Genomic DNA, 21,148 nt, shown 5'->3' on the forward strand with positions numbered 1-21,148 from the left:
TTCATTCGCGTGCCAATGCCTCCGTTGGGTTGAGTTTGGCAGCTCGACGGGCAGGAAAATAACCAAAAACCAAACCAATTAAAGCAGAGAAACCGCACGCTAATAAAACAGGGAACAGAGTAAACACCATCGTAAATTCAGTGGTGAAATAAGAGAAAATCCACCCCGTTAACCATGAACCGACAATACCAATTAAGCCGCCAAGCGAGCAAATCATCACAGCTTCTATCAGAAATTGGTTCATAATATCTTGAGGACGCGCACCGACGGAAAGGCGGATCCCGATTTCATGAGTTCGTTCCGTTACAGAAACCAACATGATATTCATCACCCCAACGCCGCCAACCAATAAGGAAATAGCGGCAATCGAAGTGATCAGTAATGACATAGAATCGGATGTTTTTTGTAATGCATTGGCGAGTTGGTCATCCGACTGAATAAAAAAGTCCTTTTTACCATGTTCGCGTAATAACAAACGCTCAACCTGTAATTCAGCTTGCTGAGAGGTTAAGCTTTCAGGGAAGCGCAGTGAAATAAACTCAATAGGTTTGTCCCCGACCACACGTTGCTGTAACGATGAGTAAGGTACCCATCCCATAACAAAGCCACTCGACATTTTGGGCCCCGGTTTACGGGCAATACCAATAATTCGCCATGGTGAATGGCCAATCTGCACAATTTGCCCTAACGGTTCTTCTTCTGGCTGAAAAAGTACTTCTCGGCTTCCTTCATCCAATACAATAACGGGCTCACTGTCAGCCATATCGAGCGTACTGAATAAACTGCCATGTAAAAGCTGAAACCCTTGTGCCGCAAAATACTCTTCTGAAACACCATTAAGCATGATGGAGTTATCCAAGCCTTTATTAACGACCATCGTCATGCTACTCGCGACGGGAGAAACAGACTCAATCCATGGCAGTTGCTTTAGGCTTTTAACATCATTTAACGATAACGCACGCTCCATATCAGGCCGCTTTGCCCCCCACCCAGTACCGGGGCGAATTTCCAGTGTCGTGCTACCAAGCTTCCCGATTTCATCCATGATGGAGCGTCTTGCACCTTCCCCCACGGCCATTGATGACACCACAGAAGAAATACCAATGATAATTCCCAACATCGACAAAAATGCACGCATACGATGACCGAGTAAGGCCCGCCATGCCATACGAATGGACTCAATAATATTGCGCCACACCGATGCACGGCCATTATCTTCAACAGAAGGAAGCTGGTGCCGTTGTTTTGTGTCTGTCTGTGCTTGGTTCTGCTTATCAGAAACAATTTTTCCATCACTAATTTCAATAATTCGCTGAGTTTGCTGAGCGATATTTTGGTCGTGGGTCACAATCACAACAGTGTGCCCATCGAGATGAAGCTGATGTAAAATATCCATCAATGCATGGCCACTGGCGCTATCTAATGCCCCTGTAGGTTCATCTGCAAGAATTATTTGTGCACCATTGACCAAGGCGCGACAAACACTAACACGCTGCTGTTGCCCACCAGATAGCTGATAAGGTTTGTGATCCAAGCGTGTTTGTAACCCTAACTTTTCTGCTAATAAAGCAACTCGTGCGCTCCGCTCATCTTCTGGCATTGCCGTATACAAAGCAGGGATAGCAATATTTTCCTCTGCAGTCAGGTAGGGCATCAGGTGATAACGTTGAAAAATAAATCCAAGATATTGGCTACGTAATTCCGCCAGTTGGTCACTGTTCACCTCATGAACCGCAATCCCATTGATAAACACTTCTCCTTGAGAAGGCTTATCTAAACAACCAATGATATTCATCAGAGTCGATTTACCTGAACCTGATGCGCCAATGATAGCGACCATTTCTCCTTGGTTAATTGATAGCGAAATATCATTCAAAACAGGAATAGTTTGCGTACCTGCTGAAAACTCACGGTAAACATGATGAAGTTCAATCAGAGGGCGGGTAAAAGATACATTTCGTGTCGTCGCCATCATTAACTCGCCACATTATCTGATTGAATAACAACGTGTTCACTCTCGCTAATCCCCTCAAGTACTTCGACGAAATGGCGATCATTAATCCCCACTTTGATAGTGCGAATTTCCGGTTTTTCATTGTTGATCACGGTCACTTCATATTGGTTTGCACCTACCGCTCGCCCCAGTGCGCTAACGGGGAGTCGTAACGCATCTTTCGCTTGTGCAACACGAATAAATACTTGAGCTGTCATTGATGTCTTTAATGCACGATCGGCGTTATCGACCTCAAATGTTCCATTGTAATAAATTGCACTGTTCTGTTGCCCCCCAGAATTATTGTTATTTTCATCAAGCGCTTCGGGAGGAATGGGTTGAACATACCCCATGGTACTTTCGTAGTGCGTTTCAGGGTCCGCAATCACATAGAATGTGAGGGGTTGACCTGGGCGAATTTTTTGAATATCCGCTTCCGAAATTCGTGTCTGAACCTGCATTTTATCTAGGTTCGCCAGCACTAAAATGGTCGGTGCTGTCTGTGAAGAAACGATGGTTTGCCCTTCGTTCGCCACAATACCCAGTACTTCGCCACTAATCGGCGCGATGATCCGTGTAAAATTGAGGTTAGCTTGTGCAGTTTGCACGTCCATTTCTGATTGCGTGATTAACGCCTCATTGACATTAACCTGCTGTAATTGCGCCTCATATTGGGCTTGTGCTTGTTCATATTCACTGCGAATACCAGAGCCATCTCTCTGCATCACCACTTGGCGCCGATAGGCTTTGATATACTGTATTAATGTCGCTTCTGCAGCCCGTTTTTGCGCCTGAGCACTGGATAACCGAGCGGTTGCATTTTTGAGCTCAGACTGCTGGATAGTTGGGTCGATTTCTGCCAACAATTCCCCTTTAACTACTTTGTCGCCTTGTTTTACATACAGTTTTTTGATTTGCCCGTTAACCTGAGCCCCTACGTTAACTTGCATTGAGGGCTTTAATGTCCCCGTGACCATGACAACTTTTTCAATATCGCCACGTTCCACCGATAAAATTACGTTTTCATGCAACGCTGGCGCGGGTGATTGCCAAACAAAACGGCCGATCACCACGATCAGCACAAGTAGTGCTACCAACCCACCTAAAATGCGTAATCGTTGAGTCGTTAAACCCAATTTTGGTGCTACGTGGCGAGAGGTCATGAGGGAGTTCCTTCCATTGCCGCTAACAAAGAAGGTTCAGGTTGAGGCGTACCTGTTGTCACACAAGGGGCTTTATTAGGGCTGTTCTCAAGACTTAATTTCCCATCAACTATTCGGTAAAGTGCATCGAAATTAGCCGCCAGCTCTTCACTGTGAGTGACAACAATCAATGTCTTACCTGTTTTCTGGCAATGTGACTGAATGGTCGCCATGACTATTTTCGCCGTTTCTTCATCCAAATTGGCGGTGGGCTCATCCAATAACAAAATAGGACGGGCACTGTATAACGAACGAGCCAATAACAAACGTTGACGTTGCCCAAGTGACAGCGCCGCATGGCTTTCTCTTATTAACGCATTAACCCCACCAGGTAATTGATTAATCACTGCACCGAGAGCCAGTTTATCAAGCAACACTTCGACTCTTTTTTTATCTTTTTCGCGGAAGTTAGGGTCAAATAGCGTGATGTTATCTAAGACGGTCGCATTAAATAAAATATCTTCTTGGCTTTGCAAGCAAACCAATTGCGTAAGCTGCTGCACACTGACAACCTCACCGTTGGACTCGCATACTCCTTGCTGTGGACTGAATAAACCCGCGATTGTCCGTAATAATGTGCTTTTTCCTGCTCCTGACTCCCCAACAATGGCAACCTGCGTACCTGAAGGTAAGTCTAATGACACATTATTTAAAATCGGTTTCGCAGGGTCATAACTGAAATGAATCCCATTGAAAGATAAGTGAGGGGCTTTTCCTAGCACTGCGGCTTGTTTTTCGTGGAATGGCGCGGTGTCCTGCTCACTTTTCTTAGGGAATAAAGAATGGGCACGTGTATCAATAATATGCAGTTGCGACTTATGGATAATCGCATAAAAAATACGCGTCACATAATTGGTGAAAATTTGACGCAAGAAACTATAAGCAAAGAAATCCCCCAAAGAAATTAACTCATTGGCCACCATGGGTAAAACCACTAACATAAAAATGACCATCTCCAAACTACCGGTTAATTGATAGATGCCATCTTTAATTTGTTGATACACATTTCTGCGTTGCATACAGGTAAACAATTCACGGCTTAACCATGCAAATTGCGCCTTACGCTGATTTTCTATCCCTGCTGTTTTTATGGTCAGAATGCCCTGCAGCGTCTCCATAAAAAAGTCATTTAATTCTGCTGATTTTAACTGTAACTGTTGGGTATACCACCGATCACGAATAATCGCCCATACACTAATTAAGCCCATCACGGTAACACCCGCAGCTGAAATAGCTGCTAATACGGGCGCAATCCAAAACATGGTACCTAATGCTATCGCACAAATAACCCAATCCGTTCGTAGCCCGTTATCCAGCTCGATTTTTTCGGTTAATGCCCCCTGCCAAGCAACAAAACGGCTAAACACATCCCCGGGGGCGCGTTTTTCAAAAAAGCGCAATGGATTACTCAATAAACGTGAAAAACCCACCCCGCTTTTAATCAACACAAAGTGTTTTACGAAACGCTCGCTTAGTATTCTCACGCCGAGTGCTAACAGTGTTGCAACCACAAAGGCAACAATGAACCAGCCGTAAGGGAAAATGGCATTTTTAGCGTCGGAAAAAGCTTGGTTGATCGCATTGCTCACCATTGCTGGCATTAAAAATAGCGTTAAAGAAACCAAAAAAGCGAATATCATCAACCAATAAACACCACGAATTTCTGAGGTTTCTTTCAGACTCATTGCATGAGGGGCTTTTTTCCCTGTAGTCCCATCATTTCTGTCTTCTGGTGCGAGTGATTCAATTTTTTCCAGCGCAGTATCTGGTTCTAAAATTAATGCGTAACCGCTGATTTCCGCTTTTAATGCAGAGAAAGGTAACCACTGCTGCCCAATTGCAGGGTTCATCACGCACACGTTATTTCCTTTGCGATAAGCAAGCAGTACAAAATGGCTTGCTCCGTAATGTAAAATAGCGGGAAGTGGTAAGCTATTGAGCTCTTGGTGCTCAAATAGCACTGGTGTCGTCGCAACACCGTAATTAGCTAAAATGGACGAAAGGTCAATCAAAGAAGTTCCATGATCCGATGCTGGATACACCTCTCGCAGCGTTTCAAGAGAAACATTGAGACCTTGAGTTTGTGCTAACATCGCAATACATGCTAAGCCACATTCATTGGTTTCTTCTTGAGAAACAAAATTTGGAATAATATTTTTCATTATTATTTAATGGCTAATAAAATAAAGTGAATGGCTATGCCATAAAAGCCAATCATTGGGATAATGACGAACCGCATTTTCAATGATGGCGGGCATTTGAGTTGCAACATCTTTTGCTGCAACAGGCGGATAAACCTTGATTTTTAAACCGTTTTGGTAGTACAGATGATAAAAAACCACCTGTGCCGAAATCGCACTGGATAAACGCACTACACCATTGTGCAGCTTTGCTGCACGGTTAAATAAATGGCACGATAATTTGCTCGACGCCCCTTCTTCTGTTTGAACCGTGTAATCAGGGGTGATATCAGGAAAAACAATTATATTCTTTTGCCCTGTCGCCGCTTCTGTCATCGCAGTCATTAACTGGCTAGCTAATACTTTATTCCCTTGATGAATAGAACAATACGATAAATTCACCTGCCCTAACTCACGTGCCGAGGCGTTATACTTCTGCTGTTCTGCACTCGACGAAACCACCACCGTCGCATTGCCTGGAGTCACCCCCGCGCCAACCATGGTAGCTAAAACATCAGAAACCATATGCAATGGAGCAAGTACAACGGGGTTATTTTGTTGGTGCAAAGGCGCAACGACGCTATCAAGTTCAAGGGTACAAACTCGAACTTGCGCCATGATTTTTTGGTTTTGTCCCCATGTGGCTGCCTCTTCCAAAATGAAGCGTCGAACAGCTATCCAGCTCATATCAATATGCCCTTTCGTTTCCATTAAACTACGAAAGTTTTCCGTGGCGACTTTATTCCGATTACGATATTGACGACCTAATAAGCCGACGCGACATAATAAATTGGAGACAAATAATACCGATGTGATATAGCCTCGGCGCAATAACAACCGTAAAAAGGCAAGTCCACTATGATTAAGTTTTTGATATCCTTTTTTAAACGGCATCAAACAGTTTTTCACTGTAAATACCGTCCAGACAATGCAAAACCGGATCACCGTAACTCCTTATTGCTTTTGTCTAATAACTCAAGCATATAAGCAGTAAAGTCTGCAAAATCACGGTCTTGATAGACGACATAGCGTTTATTGATAATAAATGCAGGTGTTCCAGTAATTTGATAAAACTTGCTAATTTCAAGCATGTTTTTCAGGCGTTCTTGAACCGCTTGGCTCTCACTGGTTTTTAGGTATTGGGTTGAATCAACATTGTGCTGTTTTAACCATTGGTTTAAGACATCTTTATTAGCTAAATCAAGCTTATCATTGATAACTGCGGTATAAAGATCCTGACGGTATTGAGATTCCACCCCCATCTCTTCCAATGTCGCAAAAATAGGCGCATAGGCAGCAAGCCCCATATTATTATCCATGGCTAAATGCACGACTTTAAAATTGACGTTCTCAGGGAGTGTTTTTTCGAATTGACTGACATTATCATGATTTACGGCACAATAATGGCAACCATAAGAAAGGACTTCTATGATACTGTTATTTTCTTTTATTGGACTCAATAAAACTTGTTCACTATTAAATTCAATAAAAGAAGAGCTTTGTGCATCATCATTTGAGAAAGTGTTAAAAACAAAAATATGATAGAACAAAACCGTCATGAGTGAAGAAGCGATAATAACAAATAGAGTATAAAGTGTAATAGTTATTGGTTTAAAACGAGTATTCATAACAGTTAATTCCATTCCGGTACGAAAAATACATGGGGATAGCTCCCCATGTATCAATTAATAAAAATCAAATTTAATACTATGGAGCTGTTACATCACAGTTTGATGCACCAACAGCTTTTGCTTTGTATGTTTTATTACCGTGCTTATCAGTACAAGTGGTCACTAATTGGCAAGATTTAACACCACCAACAGTGATGCTCTCGTAAGAATTAGTACAAACTTGTTTTGTTCCACCAACTACAGCAGCAGCTTCGATAGCATTTAACTTTTTCATGTTATTTCCTTTAATATAGATTTTAATTAATAAAACGCCCTATTTATTGATAATTAACACCAATAAATCCTTTATATTTTTAATTAACACACGAATTACCGCATGAATAATTAAAAATTCAATCCTTCTAATTTCTCATTATTATCAAATAAAAAAATCGCTTTTTCTTTGACGCTTTTTGTTTTCTCTTTCTCACCTAATTCATTTAAAACAAGGATCCAAGAAAAATAAACATTAAGATCTGGGCAAGAACGCGAATAGTTTTCTGCCCAAGATGAAAATAAATTCAAATAATAAGGGTTTTGTGTCTCGTTATAGCGTAATAAATACCCCATATTAAGATCTAATTTGTAACGATCATCGATTAAATAGTATTTCCATTCACTATAATCAGGCTCATTCATTGAAAGAAGATACTGCTGTCCTGTTTTTTCTATATATGTTAAATATTGCTGTGTTTGCAAAGTAAAATACAATAACCCCATGGATAACAAACCACCTAACGCAATAATTGTTTTCGAAAAATACCCTACAAACTTATTCAATGAATATTTTTTAGTTGGAACATCGGCACAACGTATTAACAATATCAATACCACACCATGAGGTATGGATAGCCACAATGGAAACTCTGTCATCATATGAAAAACAATTGGTAACGCAATAACTAAAAAAACATAATTGTTATTTTTATTTTTTAATGAAGAACAAAGTAGATGCACACCACCAATAATAACTAACAATATTGCCGCAATACCAACTAACCCACCTTCAACCATCCAACGCAATATCTCATTGTGTGGATGTGAAATAACCTTTTCACTGGTTCCTAGCAAACCACCACCAAAACGCTCTAAAAATACAGATTCAAAACTACCAACCCCAGAGCCAAATAAAATATTTTCGCTAAATAAATATAAACTATGTTGCCATAGCACCCATCTAATATGTGATGTTTGTAATTTACTTTCAGAAAAGTCAGAAATATTAAAACTAACTTTTATTCCATAACCAATAATAAGACCGATAACAATCGCTATTAAAGAGTAAACAATATATTGACGATGATACTTTGCGAAAAAATAAAAAACAATAACAATTAATAATAAATTTAAATATCCAGTTAATGATTGGGACAATGGCAATACCATGCTCATTAAAATGAGACTCACAATGATAATGGCAAACGCATACCGTGTGACAGTTCTCATTAAAATAAACATGCCTATTGCACTGGCAATACCAACACAAATAAAACTAGAAAGAACATTAACTTGTTGGAATACACCATATGGCCTATCCCCTGATATCGGAAAAAAATTAAAAACCTGTGCTATTGAATATAGACTCTCAATAATAGCAGCAAATAATACACTGCAAACAATTATTTTCAATACAGTTTCTGAAATATTTATTTGCAATAAAGCTTGATAAAAAAACAACGCCCCCAATAACCAATACGCAGTCAAGTACGCATTAAGCTGGTAATTTTCTGGCGCAAAAAAACACAAGCCTAATAATAAGACTAACCCAATCGTAATATAATTACTCGACTTAGAATAGTATAAGGTTAAATTTTTAATTTGTGTAATACTAATCATCACAATAAAAAAAGCAATAAAAAAACCACTAATTATATTGAATGGCAATGACAAACCTGTTCCGCCCATATTCGGCAGATAAATATGCAATATAATGCCAAAAAATATAACGACAAAAACTAAAAGTACCCATGGATAACTTTCTTTTTTATTATCTTTAATTTTGATTGCAAACATCATGTTTCATTCGTTATTGATAATTTAATGTATAGTATGCAGTGCTATAAAAATTCCCATAGGTAATCGTTTCGTTAATTCTCGCTTCTGGCTCAGCTTCGACATAAGCCTTGAATTGAATTTCCGTATCATTTTTTGCCAAATTTTGCGCTAATGATGGCGTATTCAATTCTATGGGTGTTTCATTTAAGTTTAATAACCCAATACCGATTCCGCTTGCCTCACTTTGGTCACTAATCGCAAGATGGTCAGGAAGATTTTTATTTTCAATTCCATTAAAAGTCACTGTCACCGATTTAAATATGGTCGTATTACAATTCGTTAAATGGATTGAGAAAATTAAAGGTTTCGACTTACCTTCTTTATAAAGGTCTTTAACCGAAATTTGTTGAAAATCAACAGGGACCTTCTCACTTCCCGGCGCTATCTGACATGGCGTAGCAACAACCATGCCTCTGAATGAATAGCTTCCCATATTACTCGGGATCACACTTGCACTCACCGACCCTGAGATTAGTAAATATAAGCCAATCGACAATAAATATTTATTACGCTTTATCTGATTATTATTTCGCATGATCGGCCTCATTGGAATTCAGCAAGAATTGTCCCGGTACTTGTAAATTCACCTTCTTCCACGCTGCTACCAGGCGCAGCTATTGGCGCAGCCGTTAAGTTCCAAGTGCCTTGGTTATTGATAAAATTAGGCACTTGATAAGCTTGGTTTGGTCTTACCAAGGTTCCGGTCAAATTATCAGTCACCACAATGCCAAGATTTGTGCGTTTCACACCGTTCTTTAACGTACCGAAATAATCAGGGTTAAAATCCGCGCTGCCTGACGCTCCTGGCAACAATGACAGCTTAATATTTAAATCACCTGTCGTAAAACTGCCACCGGTACATTTAACTGGGATCTTAAAGGGCTGAGCATAATTAGTGCCATTTAACTGTTCACTCGTGTTTGCCACATCAAGAAAATTAATATCTATTGGGTTGCCTTCATTAATCGTACACTCATCAGCAACCGTGATAATTCCTGCCCCTAAAACGACTCGAGTTGATGGAATTGGCGCATAAGCTGTACTGCCATTCGCTGGACTGCCTTTTTTAGCAAAAACCTGCACCAGTTCCGCTTGGTTGATGGTAATGCCATTAATAATCGGTTTTTTCAGTCTAAACGTGATTGTTCCACTCGACCCTGTCCGTAGCTCGACACCATAATCACGGCTATTAACACTCGGTGGTCTACACTCTATTGGGTCAGAACCCCCATTCCACATATCCTTCACTGGAACAGTGACTTTCTGACCAACCCTTCCCCCTATTTGAATTTCAACTTTTACATCAAAATATTCATTAAGGTTCAGGTACCCCGGGTTTTGCATTGATGTAGGAATAGTTGACATTAAATCAAATGTCATTCCTGAATCAGGACCGGTATTCCCAACCCCTCCTGGATTCATGTAGCTTTGGCAGTAAATATCAAAGTAAGGCCAGTTACCCACATCAAAATTGAATACCGTTTCTGCATCCTTCTCATTAACGAGTAATTGATTATTCATTCTCGCTTCGAATGTATAAGTTCCCCCGTCCGGTATAGCGGAACCGTGAGGATAACCTAAAGCAGATAACGGCAAGACCCCTATTGTGAGTAAACCAGCCACAATAGTCATATCTTTTAGTTTTTTGTTGTTGGATACAAACATGGTTATAAATACTCCAGTTTTAGCCTAACTAATCCGCTAAAGGTTCCCGCCGAAACAGACCGTGCTGTAGATTCCAATGATGCATTAAGTGTGATGTTATTATCGCCAGGTTTGATCACCCATGAACTTGTTGGCTGGTTGACCATTAGGTTTTGATGTTCTTTACTAGAAATACGCAACCCGGCACCTCGAATATCACCTGTCACTCGCACCAGATCAGGGTTAAAAAAATCCGTATCTCCCGCAATGCTCAATGAAACAGCGCTTTCTCCCGTCAAGTAATAACGCTGCGCATTTTGAGTTGCTTCTCCGGCAGAATTCACAAATGACTTGGATGCTCCGCGTTGGCAATCTTTGAGGCGAATATTAAATGCAACAGGAGTACTTCTATCGCCAATACGATGAAACTCTCTAGCATTGATTTCACCTAAATCGACATACTGCTCTTGTGTTTCTAATTCAAGAACACAAGGCGATGCATAGACGCTCCCTGTAAAATGCACAGTACTATGTACGTCTAGCAATGTTTGGCGGGACAGCTTTTCATCCGCAATTTCTGCAACTGCGGAGAAACTTCCTAGCCCCAATAACACTATCCCTAAGCACCTAATGTTCATATCAATACTCCTAGCGAATCTGTTGCTCTGGTGGTAACGCTTTACACGTATTTCCGCTACAACTGTATTTAAGTTCTGGATGACCACCATAATCATTCACATACATCATGGTGAAACTCTCGCCTGAACTATTGACCTTAATATCGAGATGCGATTTAGGTGCAATCATCACCCCTGGAAAATCAGTTAGTTTTTTTCCACCTTCTGCCACCGGTTTATTATTAAGGCTAATAATGGTCACAAAATAAGGGGTTGGGTTTTCAGCACGCCAATTATTTCCCTGTTTATAAAATATGACTTGGTCTTGCCAAACTGCACTTTTAGACTCAGGAATAATGGCTGTCGGCCGATAAAATAATTTAATGCGCGATTGCATCGCTAACTGTAAAACATTCGGTTTATCGGGTTTTGGCGGAACTTCGCGCACATTTAAATAAAACAGGCTTTCTCGGTCTTGGGGTAACTTATCTATCTCGGCTGTTTTTGAAACACGGGCAACCCCTTTTTGCCCACCATTAATGCGCTGTAATGGTGGCAATACAACTAATGGCGATGTGATTTTTTTCCCATTGGCATCTTCAACCCATGACTGAGCAAGAAAAGGAATACTTGAGCTGGTGTTTGATAAATTAGCACTCGCAGAATTTTCATCGCCTGTAATAATCAGTCGTGTTCTATCCAGTGAAATACCCGCATATGATTGCCCTACGCCAACCATCATAACTAGCAAACCACCTACCCATTTATTTATACGAATCGCCATTTTCTCTACCTTATAGAATACTTTTTCAAACTGTCATTACATTATTGGCAAGGCAGCAAAACTGACATACCCGAATTAATTTTTTCAGGCAGTTGAATTTTACATTGCGCTTTTCCGCCCCAAGATACCGTTAATGTTTCTTTAGGATTTACTGCCATCAAATACGCCAATCCATTTTCCATCAGCATGGCAATGTTAATGCCATCAGCGTTTGTCACATCAGCACCAAATGGAGGTACCGTATCGTTATAACGAATAGTTGCTATGAGCTTTTCACCTTCTGCAACATCAAAGCGCTGATAACCTATTGCGCCTTCTGTTAATGTCGATGTTGCTATCGCCTTATTGGTATCAACGTTATTTTTTAACTTATCGACATCAATACGCGTGTCGAAGCTGTAATAGCTGACAATATCAGGCACAACAGAAATACCGGCCCAGTTAGTTCGTGTTTTTTCATGGTTAAACGGCACGCCACCAACACCGTTGGTATCGACCATAATTCTTGCTGTATCCGTTGTACCGGTACTGTTATGTAATGCAGCTCCATGCTTGGTAGCAGTGAAACCACCGCGCAATGTCCCGTTGATCGATGCCGTTTGTCTTTCTTGATAGCTGACATTAGTATTAACTTCAGCAAGTTGCGTCCGTTTTTGATAATATCCATCAAACCGTACGCGATCATCACTGCTTCGACCGGCTCTAACTCGCCATAAGTTATTCATATCCCTATTGTCACTGTAAGACAGCATGTGGCTGGTCTTACTACCACTATTTTGCAAGTCATATCCCGCCCAACGGCTATCACCAACAGGCACTGAAACCGAAAGTGAAATGCTATCGTCACGTCGACCCCGATAGTCAGAACGGTAGGCCGCAATATTGGTTGAAACACCATTGATGCCCATTAAACGAAATGTTCGACCCACAGATAAGCCATATCTATCTTGAGATGTCTGGTCCCAAAAGGTCTGATGGGTATACGTTAAGAATACTGTTGTTCTCCAATCAGGATCATCAGCCCAAAAAGTTTTATTCCCTGTTACGGTATACATCTCTTTTTGACGGCCAATACCCAGATATTTGTTTTCACGCTCATCTAAATATTGCGACAGTGTTCTAAACTTATCCTGCGAGAAGCGGTAACCCGCAAAAGTAATCGTGCTGTTAAGTTCATCAAATGACTTTGAATAACTCAGGCGATAAGAAGAACCCGTTTGCGTGTTATCACCTGGCATTCGGCTAATGGATTGTGTGACATCCGCAGAAAGTGCCCCAAATACAGATAAATCACGGCCTAATCCAGCAGATATAGCGGTATAATCCCTACCCGCAAAAAGTAGACCACCAATGAGTGACCAGTTATTGCTCAGCCCCCAAGAGAAATCTCCCGTGGCAAACATTGGCCCCTCAGGCTTATGATTAAATCGTGATGGTTTACCGACCGAAGCGTTATAACGCACATAGCCCGGACGCGTTAAATAAGGGATATTTGCCGTATCAACTTGAAAAGTCGATACCTCACCGTCATCACCTTCAACTTTGACATCTAGGGTTCCACGAATTGAACTTTGCAAATCCTGAATACTGAATGGCCCCGCAGGTACCGTCGTTTCATAAACGACACGCCCAGCTTGGGTTACAACAATTTTTGAATTGCTTTTCGCAATACCATTAATCTGTGGTGCGTATCCTCGCAGATTTGGCGGTAACATACGCTCATCACTGGCAAGGTTAAAGCCAGTGAAACGAATCGTGTCAAAAACTTGAGAATTTAAATAAATTTCACCCAGTGTCAGCTTAGCCGCCATGTGGATCAGAGGGCGATATGCATAAAACTGGTTCCAATCGAATTTTCTATCGCCACGCTCGTTATAATTAGCTTGATAATCAGCTCTAAAGCGCCACGCTCCTAAGTTAAACCCGGTTTGGCCATATGCTGACAATGAATGCTTATTCGTATGTGTCGTCAAAGAACGTGAAATTGACCCTGTCAGGTTATAATCAAATATAAGGCCTGAAACCCCTGAATCCCAACGCTCAGGCGGCACCCAACTAGGATCGGAATATTTCATCCATGCTTGTGGAATAGTGATATCCAGTTTGCCTTCATGATTATTAATTTTAACACCTGAAATAGGTAAAATATTTGAACATTCAGGAGATATGGCTTGGATTTTTTTTAACGCATCTTCTTTGAGCGCTAACATTTCAATTTGCTTAGGGGTAAAACAGACTAATGATTTTTCACTATCTTGAGGATCGGTAATATAAGTGACCTTCTGCTGCGACAATGATTGTCCATTAATATAGACATCCAATAAATAAGTTCCTGGAAATACGAAGTTATCTTTAGAGAATCGAGTTAAATCAATATTGTTACGATCACCAACATCTAATACGTCAACATTAAACTCAACAAGATCATTTGCAGACATATTTGGTGAATAGCAAAGTACTGCAATATATATTGCAAATAGTTTTTTTATATTATTTATATTTCCATTTAAAATAATCATTTTAGTTACTCAGTATTCACTCATTAGGCTAGAGATTTAGCTCAATTCTCTTTTATATGTAATTATTATTAGTTTTAGAAATAATCCATTCTAAATCGTAGAACTCCTGCGAAATCACCTGCCTTAATATGCTTTTGATAAGCAACTAAAATTGCAGTAAAATCTAATCTATTACGCCCTTCTAATAATGTGTAATCCGGCATTTTTCTATTAAGTTTAAGTATTTCACCGTGAGAGTCCCTAAATTGAATTCCAAACCCTTCTGAATCACCACTCACTTGTAAAAGTTGATCATCATTAACAGAGGTTCCCATCATGGTTATTTGCGCGCGCGATGCACTACCTTTGTCATTAGAAGGCAACGTACATCCAACAAGTTTTATAGCAAAATTCTTACTCACCAACATATTGACTTCAGGCGTGATTTCTCGGGCACTGATTTCCCCAAAATTAACCCAAAGCTCTCGGCTTTCAGGATCAATCGTGCATGAAGCTTCTATTAATTCACCTTGCATTACAATATCACCAGGGGTGTTATTGCCGGTCATTCCCCAACTTAATAGAGGCCATAACAAACTAGAGCCTAGTGCTATTTTTGCAACCCGAATTATCATGGACAATACCATTTAGTTATTGGTAGATTTTATTAATGCGGAGTATTAAATACTCCGCATATTGATATAAAACCAATTACAAATTATTGGTAATCAATTTTGAAATTGATAGTTGAATCAAAGCTACCTGGAGTCACTGCATTAGATGCATTATCAGATTTTAAATAAGCAACGAATGGAATAGCAGTTTTACCTTCAGTTAGATTAACTGCAGTAGAAGCTTGTCCCCAAACAACATCTTTATTTCCATTGTCTCTTAAACCAATACCAGCACCACTTGCAGTACCTGAAGTGAACGCCGCTAATGTCTTATCATTAGGGTTAATAGTTGATGGTGTGTAAGTTACAGTTGCAGTTTGTGCAACTGTAGTATCACAACCTTGCAGAACGATATCTTTCTTAATATTACCTGCACGCTCACCATTTTTTAAATTAGAAACAGGGATCTGATAAAAGTTTACTTTTACAGGACTTGATTCTTCACTTAAACCACAAGCAGAATTCACTAATTCACCTGAAAATTCGATAGTACCGTTAGTAGGTGTACCCGTATAAGCTGCCATTGCTGCGAACGAAGCAAAGCCTGATGCAAATACAGCACCCATTACAAATTTATTCAATTTCATGATTATTTAATCCTGTATAATACTTGTATAATGTATGTTTCGCCATAAGAGTTGTTAATAACAACTTTAGATAAAAGTAATCATTATTTTAATTAAATTAATGATTACTTTTAATAAAGTTATCATATGAATAGGCTAAATTTATTATATTTACTAATTACACTTCACCAAAAAGATTTGATTTTTTATTGGCTGAATTAACGCCACATTTTTTTAGTGTCTTTATCTAAGATAGCAAAATAATTATTTTCATTTTTTATGATACATTGTAATCTTTCATTATCGTATCTATCTATTACATGGTTAAAAAGGTCTCTCCATGACTTATTGAATATCACAAGGATGGTATCCATCATTTCAAATGTCAGCTTTGTTTTTCCCGTTTCATATCGGGATATCTGCTGCTGGCTAATATTCAACTTTTTTGCCAAATCTTCCCCTGTTAAGTTTTGCTCTTTTCTAATTCCTCTCAAATACTGCCCTATTTCTTTATTTATCTCATTAGAAAAATAAGTCATTTAATTTAACCTTTATATTAAAAATTAATTATAGGCACCATCTGAACCATAGATACCGTCCTAAAATTTTTGATGATTATATGTCTGATTATTTATTTTGTATAATCGATAGGGCAAATTGATTACCATTAAAATCATTTATCGCTCTATTAACATAGGATAAATGTAACAGAAAATAACCACACTGAAATTTATAATATAAATAACAGCATGTTATAGACATAAAACTTCAGCCAATCACCTTTCAAATTACATTTTGATACATTTGAAAATATTAAAACATATCTTTTACTAATCAGATGTATTTTATGGTTAAATTTCAACCATAAAATACAACTTAAAAAAGTAGTATTACTCGAATTTTGAGTTTGTAAATTATTAAATATTTTTTTTAAGATTTATCTTAACTTCATTATTTACAAACACCAACAAATTAATTATAAATAATTGTAAAGTTTATCAACGAAATTATATCTCACAAAAATCATCACCCACATATAATAAATCCCGATATTACCCAAAAATAAGGATATTAATTACGCAAATAACGAGTATTTAAAAATTATATATCAATGTATAACTTTAAGCTTTAAAGAAATTCTAATGAAAACTTCTTTTAAATATTTTTATCTATAGAAAGGTGAGAGCCTTGCTAGCCACACTAAGTTTAAGAACAATTCAAAGAGTGACGATTTAACGGTTATCGTAAGAAGGGGTTGAGTAAGGTGGTAAAGTATTATCATAAAACGAAGCATAGATTTGCTTTACACTATATTGTAATGCACACCAAATGCCTAATCCTAGCAAACCGCAGTATTAGGCATTTTATAATACCAAGTAAGAATACAATTTAAGCACGCCAACCTTTATGAAGGTTTTATTCGTTGTGATTGCTGGTTCCACATGCGATACGCAAATGCACTCCCAACGGCGGCTAAATAGATAAATGGTTCAGGTGTTAAGGTTTTTAATGACAGCATATAGTGGCAAAATGCGAGTAAAATCGTTGGGTAAAGCAGCATATGAATTCTTTTCCACCATACGCCCAAATAAAGGCGTATACGGTTGAATGAACTGACCGCCATCAACAATAAACACAACCAAGCTACCGCGCCAATCACTAAATAGAGTCGCGAAAAAATCTCTTCGAAAAATAGCGCTAAATTATTTACACCAATTTCCAGTAATAGATAGCTACTTAAATGCAGCACAGCCCAGAAAAAACACCATAATCCCAGTAATTTTCGCGTTTGAAACAATGCCGTAAATCGCAATAATTTTGCAACCAGAGGGATCAATACAATAACGACGAGCAAACGTAAAGCCGCTATTCCTGTAAAATGTTGGATATCTTTGGCGGGGTCAGCTCCAAGCTGTTGGGTATCGACTAAAAAAATCAGCCATACCAAAGGGAGCAAAGCAAGAAGATGAAAGCTCCCTTTGGTTAATCCAACAATAAACTTATTGTCTTGGGGCATCAATAATCTCTCCGCAAGTCCATTCCTTGATACAAGCTTGCCACTTGTTCACCATATCCATTAAACAACAATGTTGGTTGGCGAGTCACTTGGCCTAAGCCTCCTGCACCAATAAAACGTTCGGTGGCTTGTGACCAACGAGGATGGCTTACATCTGGATTCACATTGGCAAAAAAGCCATATTCGCTCGGTGCTGATAGGTTCCATGTAGTCTCAGGCATGTGCTCAGTAAGGCGAATTTTGACGATAGATTTAATTCCTTTAAAGCCATATTTCCATGGTACGACCAACCGGATCGGTGCTCCGTTTTGGTTGGGTAATGTTTTGCCATAAACGCCAGTCGCCAGCAAAGTCAGTGGGTTCATGGCTTCATCTAAGCGTAGCCCTTCAACATAGGGGTACGATAAGCCACCACCAATATAACGACTTTTTTGTCCTGGCATTTGTTCTGGAGCGTAGCGTGTTTCAAAAGCCACATATTTGGCTTTGCTAGTGGGTTCAACTAAAGCCAATAATTTCGCTAAAGGAAAGCCAACCCATGGAATGACCATCGACCAAGCCTCAACACAGCGCATACGATAAATACGCTCCTCTAAGGGAAACTTAGTGTTTATATCATCTAAATTAAGGGTCAGGGGACGATTTACTTCTCCATCAATCGTTACCGTCCACTCATCCGTCACTAAAGTATGGGCATTCTCGGCAGGATCGGATTTACCCAACCCAAATTCATAAAAATTATTATAACCAATCACTTTATCTTCAGGTGTGAGGGTTAATGATGGCTGAAACTCTTCAGGTTGAATAAATGTCAGCGGTTTTCTTGGCGTCATCGGAGGTGCTGGTGTATCGTCACTGAACCAAGAAAACAGCCCCGCATTGGCCGTCGCCGCAACGGTTAAACCAGCGGCTCCAATGCCTAATGCCTTAAGTAACTGACGGCGTTTCATAAAAAAGAGGGATTCATCCGTGATTTGAGATGCGGGAATTTTAGGTAACTTTTTCATCATGCGCTCCATAGCAAAAGGGAAATGAGATCAGTTATACTGAAAGCGCAGTAAAAATGGCTGACAGTAAGATGACAAATTTGTCATCTTACTTAATTGTAGGAAATTTCAGTGTAATAGTACTGGTTCCTGTATGATGTTCAAAACTCACTGACCCGCCATGTAATTCCACTATCGCTTTCACAATCGCCAACCCTAGCCCAGTTCCTTCTGTGGTTCGAGCATTATCCCCACGCCAAAAACGGGTGAAAATTTCATCACTGTTTTGTAGAAGTTCTCCTTGATTAGTGATTTTAATTTCCCGTTGTTGCGAAAGCGTATTAATTTGGGTAACGACACGGGTGCCCGGGTAAGAATATTTAATCGCATTGGAGACAATATTCACTAAAACTCGGCTGAGTAATACAGGGTCAGCATCAAGCGTCAGGGATGAGGGCTCGCTATACAGTTCAATCTGTTTTTCTTCTGCATAGGCAGAAAAGAGTTCATAGACATCGTTAACTAACGTATATAAAGAAAGGTTTTCTCGATTTAAGGTAATATTTTTATTTTCAGCACGGGCAATAAACAAAGTACTTTGGATCATTTGTGACAGTTTATCGAGCTCTTCAATATTACTGACTATCATCCCTTCATATTCGCTAACACTACGCGAGCGCTGGAGTGTAATTTCATTTTGTACCCGAATCGCATTAATTGGGGTTCTCAGTTCATGCGCCAAGTCATCGGCAAATTGAGTAAGTTTGACAAAATCATGCTTTAAGCGCTGGCGCATCGTGTTCATCGATTCGCCCAGCTCTTTCAATTCCTGTGGTAGCTGGTCAATATCGATTGGGTCATTTAACGCATGAACGTCTGTTTTGACCGTTATCTGGCTCAATGCTTGAATGTCGGATAACCCTTTTTTCAACAGCCATAAGCTGAGCAGCCCCATCAACAAAATTGAGAGGACAGAAATCACTACGCTTTGGGTGAGATATTGAGTCAACACTCCACTACGGTCGACAGACACTTTACCAAGTACCACATGGAGTGGCCCTTTTGGGGAATTCATCGAGAAATAAACCGCAGAAATAGGGATACCTTGAGCGGTTTGCCAATGGTTGATGGCATTAATATTTAGCTGTTCAAGTTTGACTAACTGAAGAGGTTGAGAACCCAGTAATTCGCGATTGGTGGTGACCAATATGTGCCCTGCCGCATCAGAAATTTGGATTAAGTCTTGTCGCATATCCATCATGCTTTGAAAATACATGGGGAGTGTTTTGATATCAATGCCACCAGCAATGAGTTTAGCAAGTTGCTCCGCGCGGTTAACCAGTAAGTTATTATCTTGTTCAGATAATTCATTTTTGAGTGAATGATACAAAACCCATGTCACCACTCCGGCATTAGCAATCATAAGAATGATAAACAAAGAAATAAGTTTAAAACGAAGTGACTTCTTTTTCATTCTATCGGCCTATTTAAGCGGTATCCCATCCCACGAATAGTTTCAATGAGTTTAACGTCAAATTCATCATCGATTTTTTTTCTCAATCGACGGATTGCCACATCAATAATATTCGTGTCACTTTCAAAATCGATCCCCCAAACTTCGCTAGCAATTAAGGTTCTAGGTAAAATTTCATCACAATGTAGAACAAAGAACAGTAATAAGGAAAACTCTTGCCGAGTTAAGATGATTTTCTTTCCAGCCCGCTCAACATCATGGCGAGTTAAGTCGATTTTTAAATCCGCAATAACCATGGTGGTTGAGACTGGCTGGTTAACTTTTAATTGGTTTTTAACCCGAGCTAATAATTCAGAAAATGAAAACGGCTTAACGAGATAATCATTAGCACCCAGCTCTAAGCCTTTAATTCTGTCATCAACGGCATCCCGTGCAGTGAGGCAGATAACAGGAATATTTTTTGCTGTGCGTAAGATTTTTAAAATCTCCCAGCCATTCATACCGGGCAGCATGATGTCGAGGATCACCAACTGATAACTGTTTTCTAAAGCAAAATAGAGACCGTCGCGACCATCATCAGCCACATCCACAAGAAAACCTGCTTCTTCTAACCCATTTTTGACCCACCCTTGGGTTTTTAGGTGATCTTCAATTAATAGTATTCTCATGAGAACCTAACAGTGACTTTATTTGACTTAATTTCATTTCATCTTAAAGAAATTTTCAATTTAAAGATATGGGTAGGAATTTAATCATAAAATACTCAGAGAAAACATGACACTAGCTCC

At 39.5% G+C, this 21,148-nt stretch carries 19 protein-coding genes; all 19 read right to left on the bottom strand.

What is annotated here, in order from left to right:
- Window position 1: 1 nt before the first annotated feature.
- The 19 genes from PR683_RS09040 to PR683_RS09130 all read right to left on the bottom strand — a co-directional run bounded on the left by PR683_RS09040 (window position 2) and on the right by PR683_RS09130 (window position 21,028).
- Window positions 2-1,975 carry an ABC transporter permease gene (locus tag PR683_RS09040; RefSeq protein ID WP_109912778.1) on the bottom strand — a complete coding sequence of 658 codons (1,974 nt, stop codon included), beginning with the start codon at window positions 1,973-1,975 and terminating at the stop codon, window positions 2-4.
- Window positions 1,975-3,156, bottom strand: coding sequence for an efflux RND transporter periplasmic adaptor subunit (locus PR683_RS09045; protein ID WP_272581753.1), 1,182 nt, complete (start codon window positions 3,154-3,156; stop codon window positions 1,975-1,977). The genes PR683_RS09040 and PR683_RS09045 overlap by 1 nt, the downstream gene beginning before the upstream one ends.
- Complete coding sequence (locus PR683_RS09050) at window positions 3,153-5,357, bottom strand: peptidase domain-containing ABC transporter (RefSeq protein ID WP_109912779.1); 2,205 nt, start codon at window positions 5,355-5,357, stop codon at window positions 3,153-3,155. The genes PR683_RS09045 and PR683_RS09050 overlap by 4 nt, the downstream gene beginning before the upstream one ends.
- Window positions 5,358-5,363: 6 nt before the next feature.
- A complete protein-coding gene (locus tag PR683_RS09055) occupies window positions 5,364-6,320 on the bottom strand; it encodes an ABC transporter (RefSeq protein WP_110731620.1) in 957 nt (318 codons plus the stop codon).
- Complete coding sequence (locus PR683_RS09060) at window positions 6,317-7,003, bottom strand: thiol:disulfide interchange protein DsbA/DsbL (protein ID WP_231136532.1); 687 nt, start codon at window positions 7,001-7,003, stop codon at window positions 6,317-6,319. Before PR683_RS09060 ends, PR683_RS09055 begins: the two co-directional genes overlap by 4 nt.
- Before the next feature lie 79 nt (window positions 7,004-7,082).
- Entirely contained in the window at window positions 7,083-7,280 is a 198-nt protein-coding gene (locus tag PR683_RS09065; RefSeq protein ID WP_004907658.1) for a DUF4762 family protein, read from the bottom strand.
- Window positions 7,281-7,390: 110 nt separating this feature from the next.
- Window positions 7,391-9,061: an O-antigen ligase family protein gene (locus tag PR683_RS09070; RefSeq protein WP_110731618.1), complete on the bottom strand. Its 1,671-nt coding sequence runs from the start codon at window positions 9,059-9,061 to the stop codon at window positions 7,391-7,393.
- 10 nt (window positions 9,062-9,071) lie between these two features.
- Complete coding sequence (locus tag PR683_RS09075) at window positions 9,072-9,635, bottom strand: fimbrial protein (RefSeq protein ID WP_004907651.1); 564 nt, start codon at window positions 9,633-9,635, stop codon at window positions 9,072-9,074.
- An 8-nt stretch (window positions 9,636-9,643) separates the two neighbouring features.
- On the bottom strand, window positions 9,644-10,765 hold the full coding sequence (locus tag PR683_RS09080; RefSeq protein WP_004907648.1) for a fimbrial protein: 1,122 nt from the start codon (window positions 10,763-10,765) through the stop codon (window positions 9,644-9,646).
- A 2-nt stretch (window positions 10,766-10,767) separates the two neighbouring features.
- Window positions 10,768-11,382, bottom strand: a complete 615-nt coding sequence (locus tag PR683_RS09085; RefSeq protein WP_117162613.1) for a fimbrial protein — start codon at window positions 11,380-11,382, stop codon at window positions 10,768-10,770.
- A gap of 10 nt (window positions 11,383-11,392) precedes the next feature.
- A complete protein-coding gene (locus PR683_RS09090; protein ID WP_109912784.1) occupies window positions 11,393-12,145 on the bottom strand; it encodes a fimbrial biogenesis chaperone in 753 nt (250 codons plus the stop codon).
- A gap of 41 nt (window positions 12,146-12,186) precedes the next feature.
- Window positions 12,187-14,664: a fimbria/pilus outer membrane usher protein gene (locus PR683_RS09095; protein ID WP_110731616.1), complete on the bottom strand. Its 2,478-nt coding sequence runs from the start codon at window positions 14,662-14,664 to the stop codon at window positions 12,187-12,189.
- A 74-nt stretch (window positions 14,665-14,738) separates the two neighbouring features.
- Window positions 14,739-15,278 carry a fimbrial protein gene (locus PR683_RS09100; protein ID WP_004907638.1) on the bottom strand — a complete coding sequence of 180 codons (540 nt, stop codon included), beginning with the start codon at window positions 15,276-15,278 and terminating at the stop codon, window positions 14,739-14,741.
- Between the two features lie 83 nt (window positions 15,279-15,361).
- A complete protein-coding gene (locus PR683_RS09105; RefSeq protein WP_109912786.1) occupies window positions 15,362-15,904 on the bottom strand; it encodes a fimbrial protein in 543 nt (180 codons plus the stop codon).
- A 197-nt stretch (window positions 15,905-16,101) separates the two neighbouring features.
- A complete protein-coding gene (locus PR683_RS09110; protein ID WP_240105584.1) occupies window positions 16,102-16,422 on the bottom strand; it encodes a helix-turn-helix domain-containing protein in 321 nt (106 codons plus the stop codon).
- An 866-nt stretch (window positions 16,423-17,288) separates the two neighbouring features.
- A complete protein-coding gene (locus PR683_RS09115; RefSeq protein WP_004907628.1) occupies window positions 17,289-17,900 on the bottom strand; it encodes a sulfite oxidase heme-binding subunit YedZ in 612 nt (203 codons plus the stop codon).
- A complete protein-coding gene (msrP, locus tag PR683_RS09120; protein WP_181937062.1) occupies window positions 17,900-18,910 on the bottom strand; it encodes a protein-methionine-sulfoxide reductase catalytic subunit MsrP in 1,011 nt (336 codons plus the stop codon). Before msrP ends, PR683_RS09115 begins: the two co-directional genes overlap by 1 nt.
- Window positions 18,911-18,995: 85 nt before the next feature.
- Window positions 18,996-20,360 carry a heavy metal sensor histidine kinase gene (locus PR683_RS09125; RefSeq protein ID WP_004907623.1) on the bottom strand — a complete coding sequence of 455 codons (1,365 nt, stop codon included), beginning with the start codon at window positions 20,358-20,360 and terminating at the stop codon, window positions 18,996-18,998.
- Complete coding sequence (locus PR683_RS09130) at window positions 20,357-21,028, bottom strand: heavy metal response regulator transcription factor (protein ID WP_109912788.1); 672 nt, start codon at window positions 21,026-21,028, stop codon at window positions 20,357-20,359. The genes PR683_RS09125 and PR683_RS09130 overlap by 4 nt, the downstream gene beginning before the upstream one ends.
- Window positions 21,029-21,148: the final 120 nt, after the last annotated feature.

The organism is Providencia sp. PROV269 (assembly GCF_028477785.1).
Lineage (GTDB): Bacteria > Pseudomonadota > Gammaproteobacteria > Enterobacterales > Enterobacteriaceae > Providencia > Providencia rettgeri.

Excerpts from the sequence above, each read along its gene's own strand:
- PR683_RS09040 (WP_109912778.1), bottom strand. The coding sequence starts at position 1,975 with ATGATGGCGACGACACGAAATGTATCTTTTACCCGCCCTCTGATTGAA.
- PR683_RS09045 (WP_272581753.1), bottom strand. The coding sequence starts at position 3,156 with ATGACCTCTCGCCACGTAGCACCAAAATTGGGTTTAACGACTCAACGA.
- PR683_RS09050 (WP_109912779.1), bottom strand. The coding sequence starts at position 5,357 with ATGAAAAATATTATTCCAAATTTTGTTTCTCAAGAAGAAACCAATGAA.
- PR683_RS09060 (WP_231136532.1), bottom strand. The coding sequence starts at position 7,003 with ATGAATACTCGTTTTAAACCAATAACTATTACACTTTATACTCTATTT.
- PR683_RS09065 (WP_004907658.1), bottom strand. The coding sequence starts at position 7,280 with ATGAAAAAGTTAAATGCTATCGAAGCTGCTGCTGTAGTTGGTGGAACA.
- PR683_RS09070 (WP_110731618.1), bottom strand. The coding sequence starts at position 9,061 with ATGATGTTTGCAATCAAAATTAAAGATAATAAAAAAGAAAGTTATCCA.
- PR683_RS09075 (WP_004907651.1), bottom strand. The coding sequence starts at position 9,635 with ATGCGAAATAATAATCAGATAAAGCGTAATAAATATTTATTGTCGATT.
- PR683_RS09080 (WP_004907648.1), bottom strand. The coding sequence starts at position 10,765 with ATGTTTGTATCCAACAACAAAAAACTAAAAGATATGACTATTGTGGCT.
- PR683_RS09085 (WP_117162613.1), bottom strand. The coding sequence starts at position 11,382 with ATGAACATTAGGTGCTTAGGGATAGTGTTATTGGGGCTAGGAAGTTTC.
- PR683_RS09090 (WP_109912784.1), bottom strand. The coding sequence starts at position 12,145 with ATGGCGATTCGTATAAATAAATGGGTAGGTGGTTTGCTAGTTATGATG.
- PR683_RS09095 (WP_110731616.1), bottom strand. The coding sequence starts at position 14,664 with ATGATTATTTTAAATGGAAATATAAATAATATAAAAAAACTATTTGCA.
- PR683_RS09100 (WP_004907638.1), bottom strand. The coding sequence starts at position 15,278 with ATGATAATTCGGGTTGCAAAAATAGCACTAGGCTCTAGTTTGTTATGG.
- PR683_RS09105 (WP_109912786.1), bottom strand. The coding sequence starts at position 15,904 with ATGAAATTGAATAAATTTGTAATGGGTGCTGTATTTGCATCAGGCTTT.
- PR683_RS09110 (WP_240105584.1), bottom strand. The coding sequence starts at position 16,422 with ATGACTTATTTTTCTAATGAGATAAATAAAGAAATAGGGCAGTATTTG.
- PR683_RS09115 (WP_004907628.1), bottom strand. The coding sequence starts at position 17,900 with ATGCCCCAAGACAATAAGTTTATTGTTGGATTAACCAAAGGGAGCTTT.
- msrP (WP_181937062.1), bottom strand. The coding sequence starts at position 18,910 with ATGATGAAAAAGTTACCTAAAATTCCCGCATCTCAAATCACGGATGAA.
- PR683_RS09125 (WP_004907623.1), bottom strand. The coding sequence starts at position 20,360 with ATGAAAAAGAAGTCACTTCGTTTTAAACTTATTTCTTTGTTTATCATT.
- PR683_RS09130 (WP_109912788.1), bottom strand. The coding sequence starts at position 21,028 with ATGAGAATACTATTAATTGAAGATCACCTAAAAACCCAAGGGTGGGTC.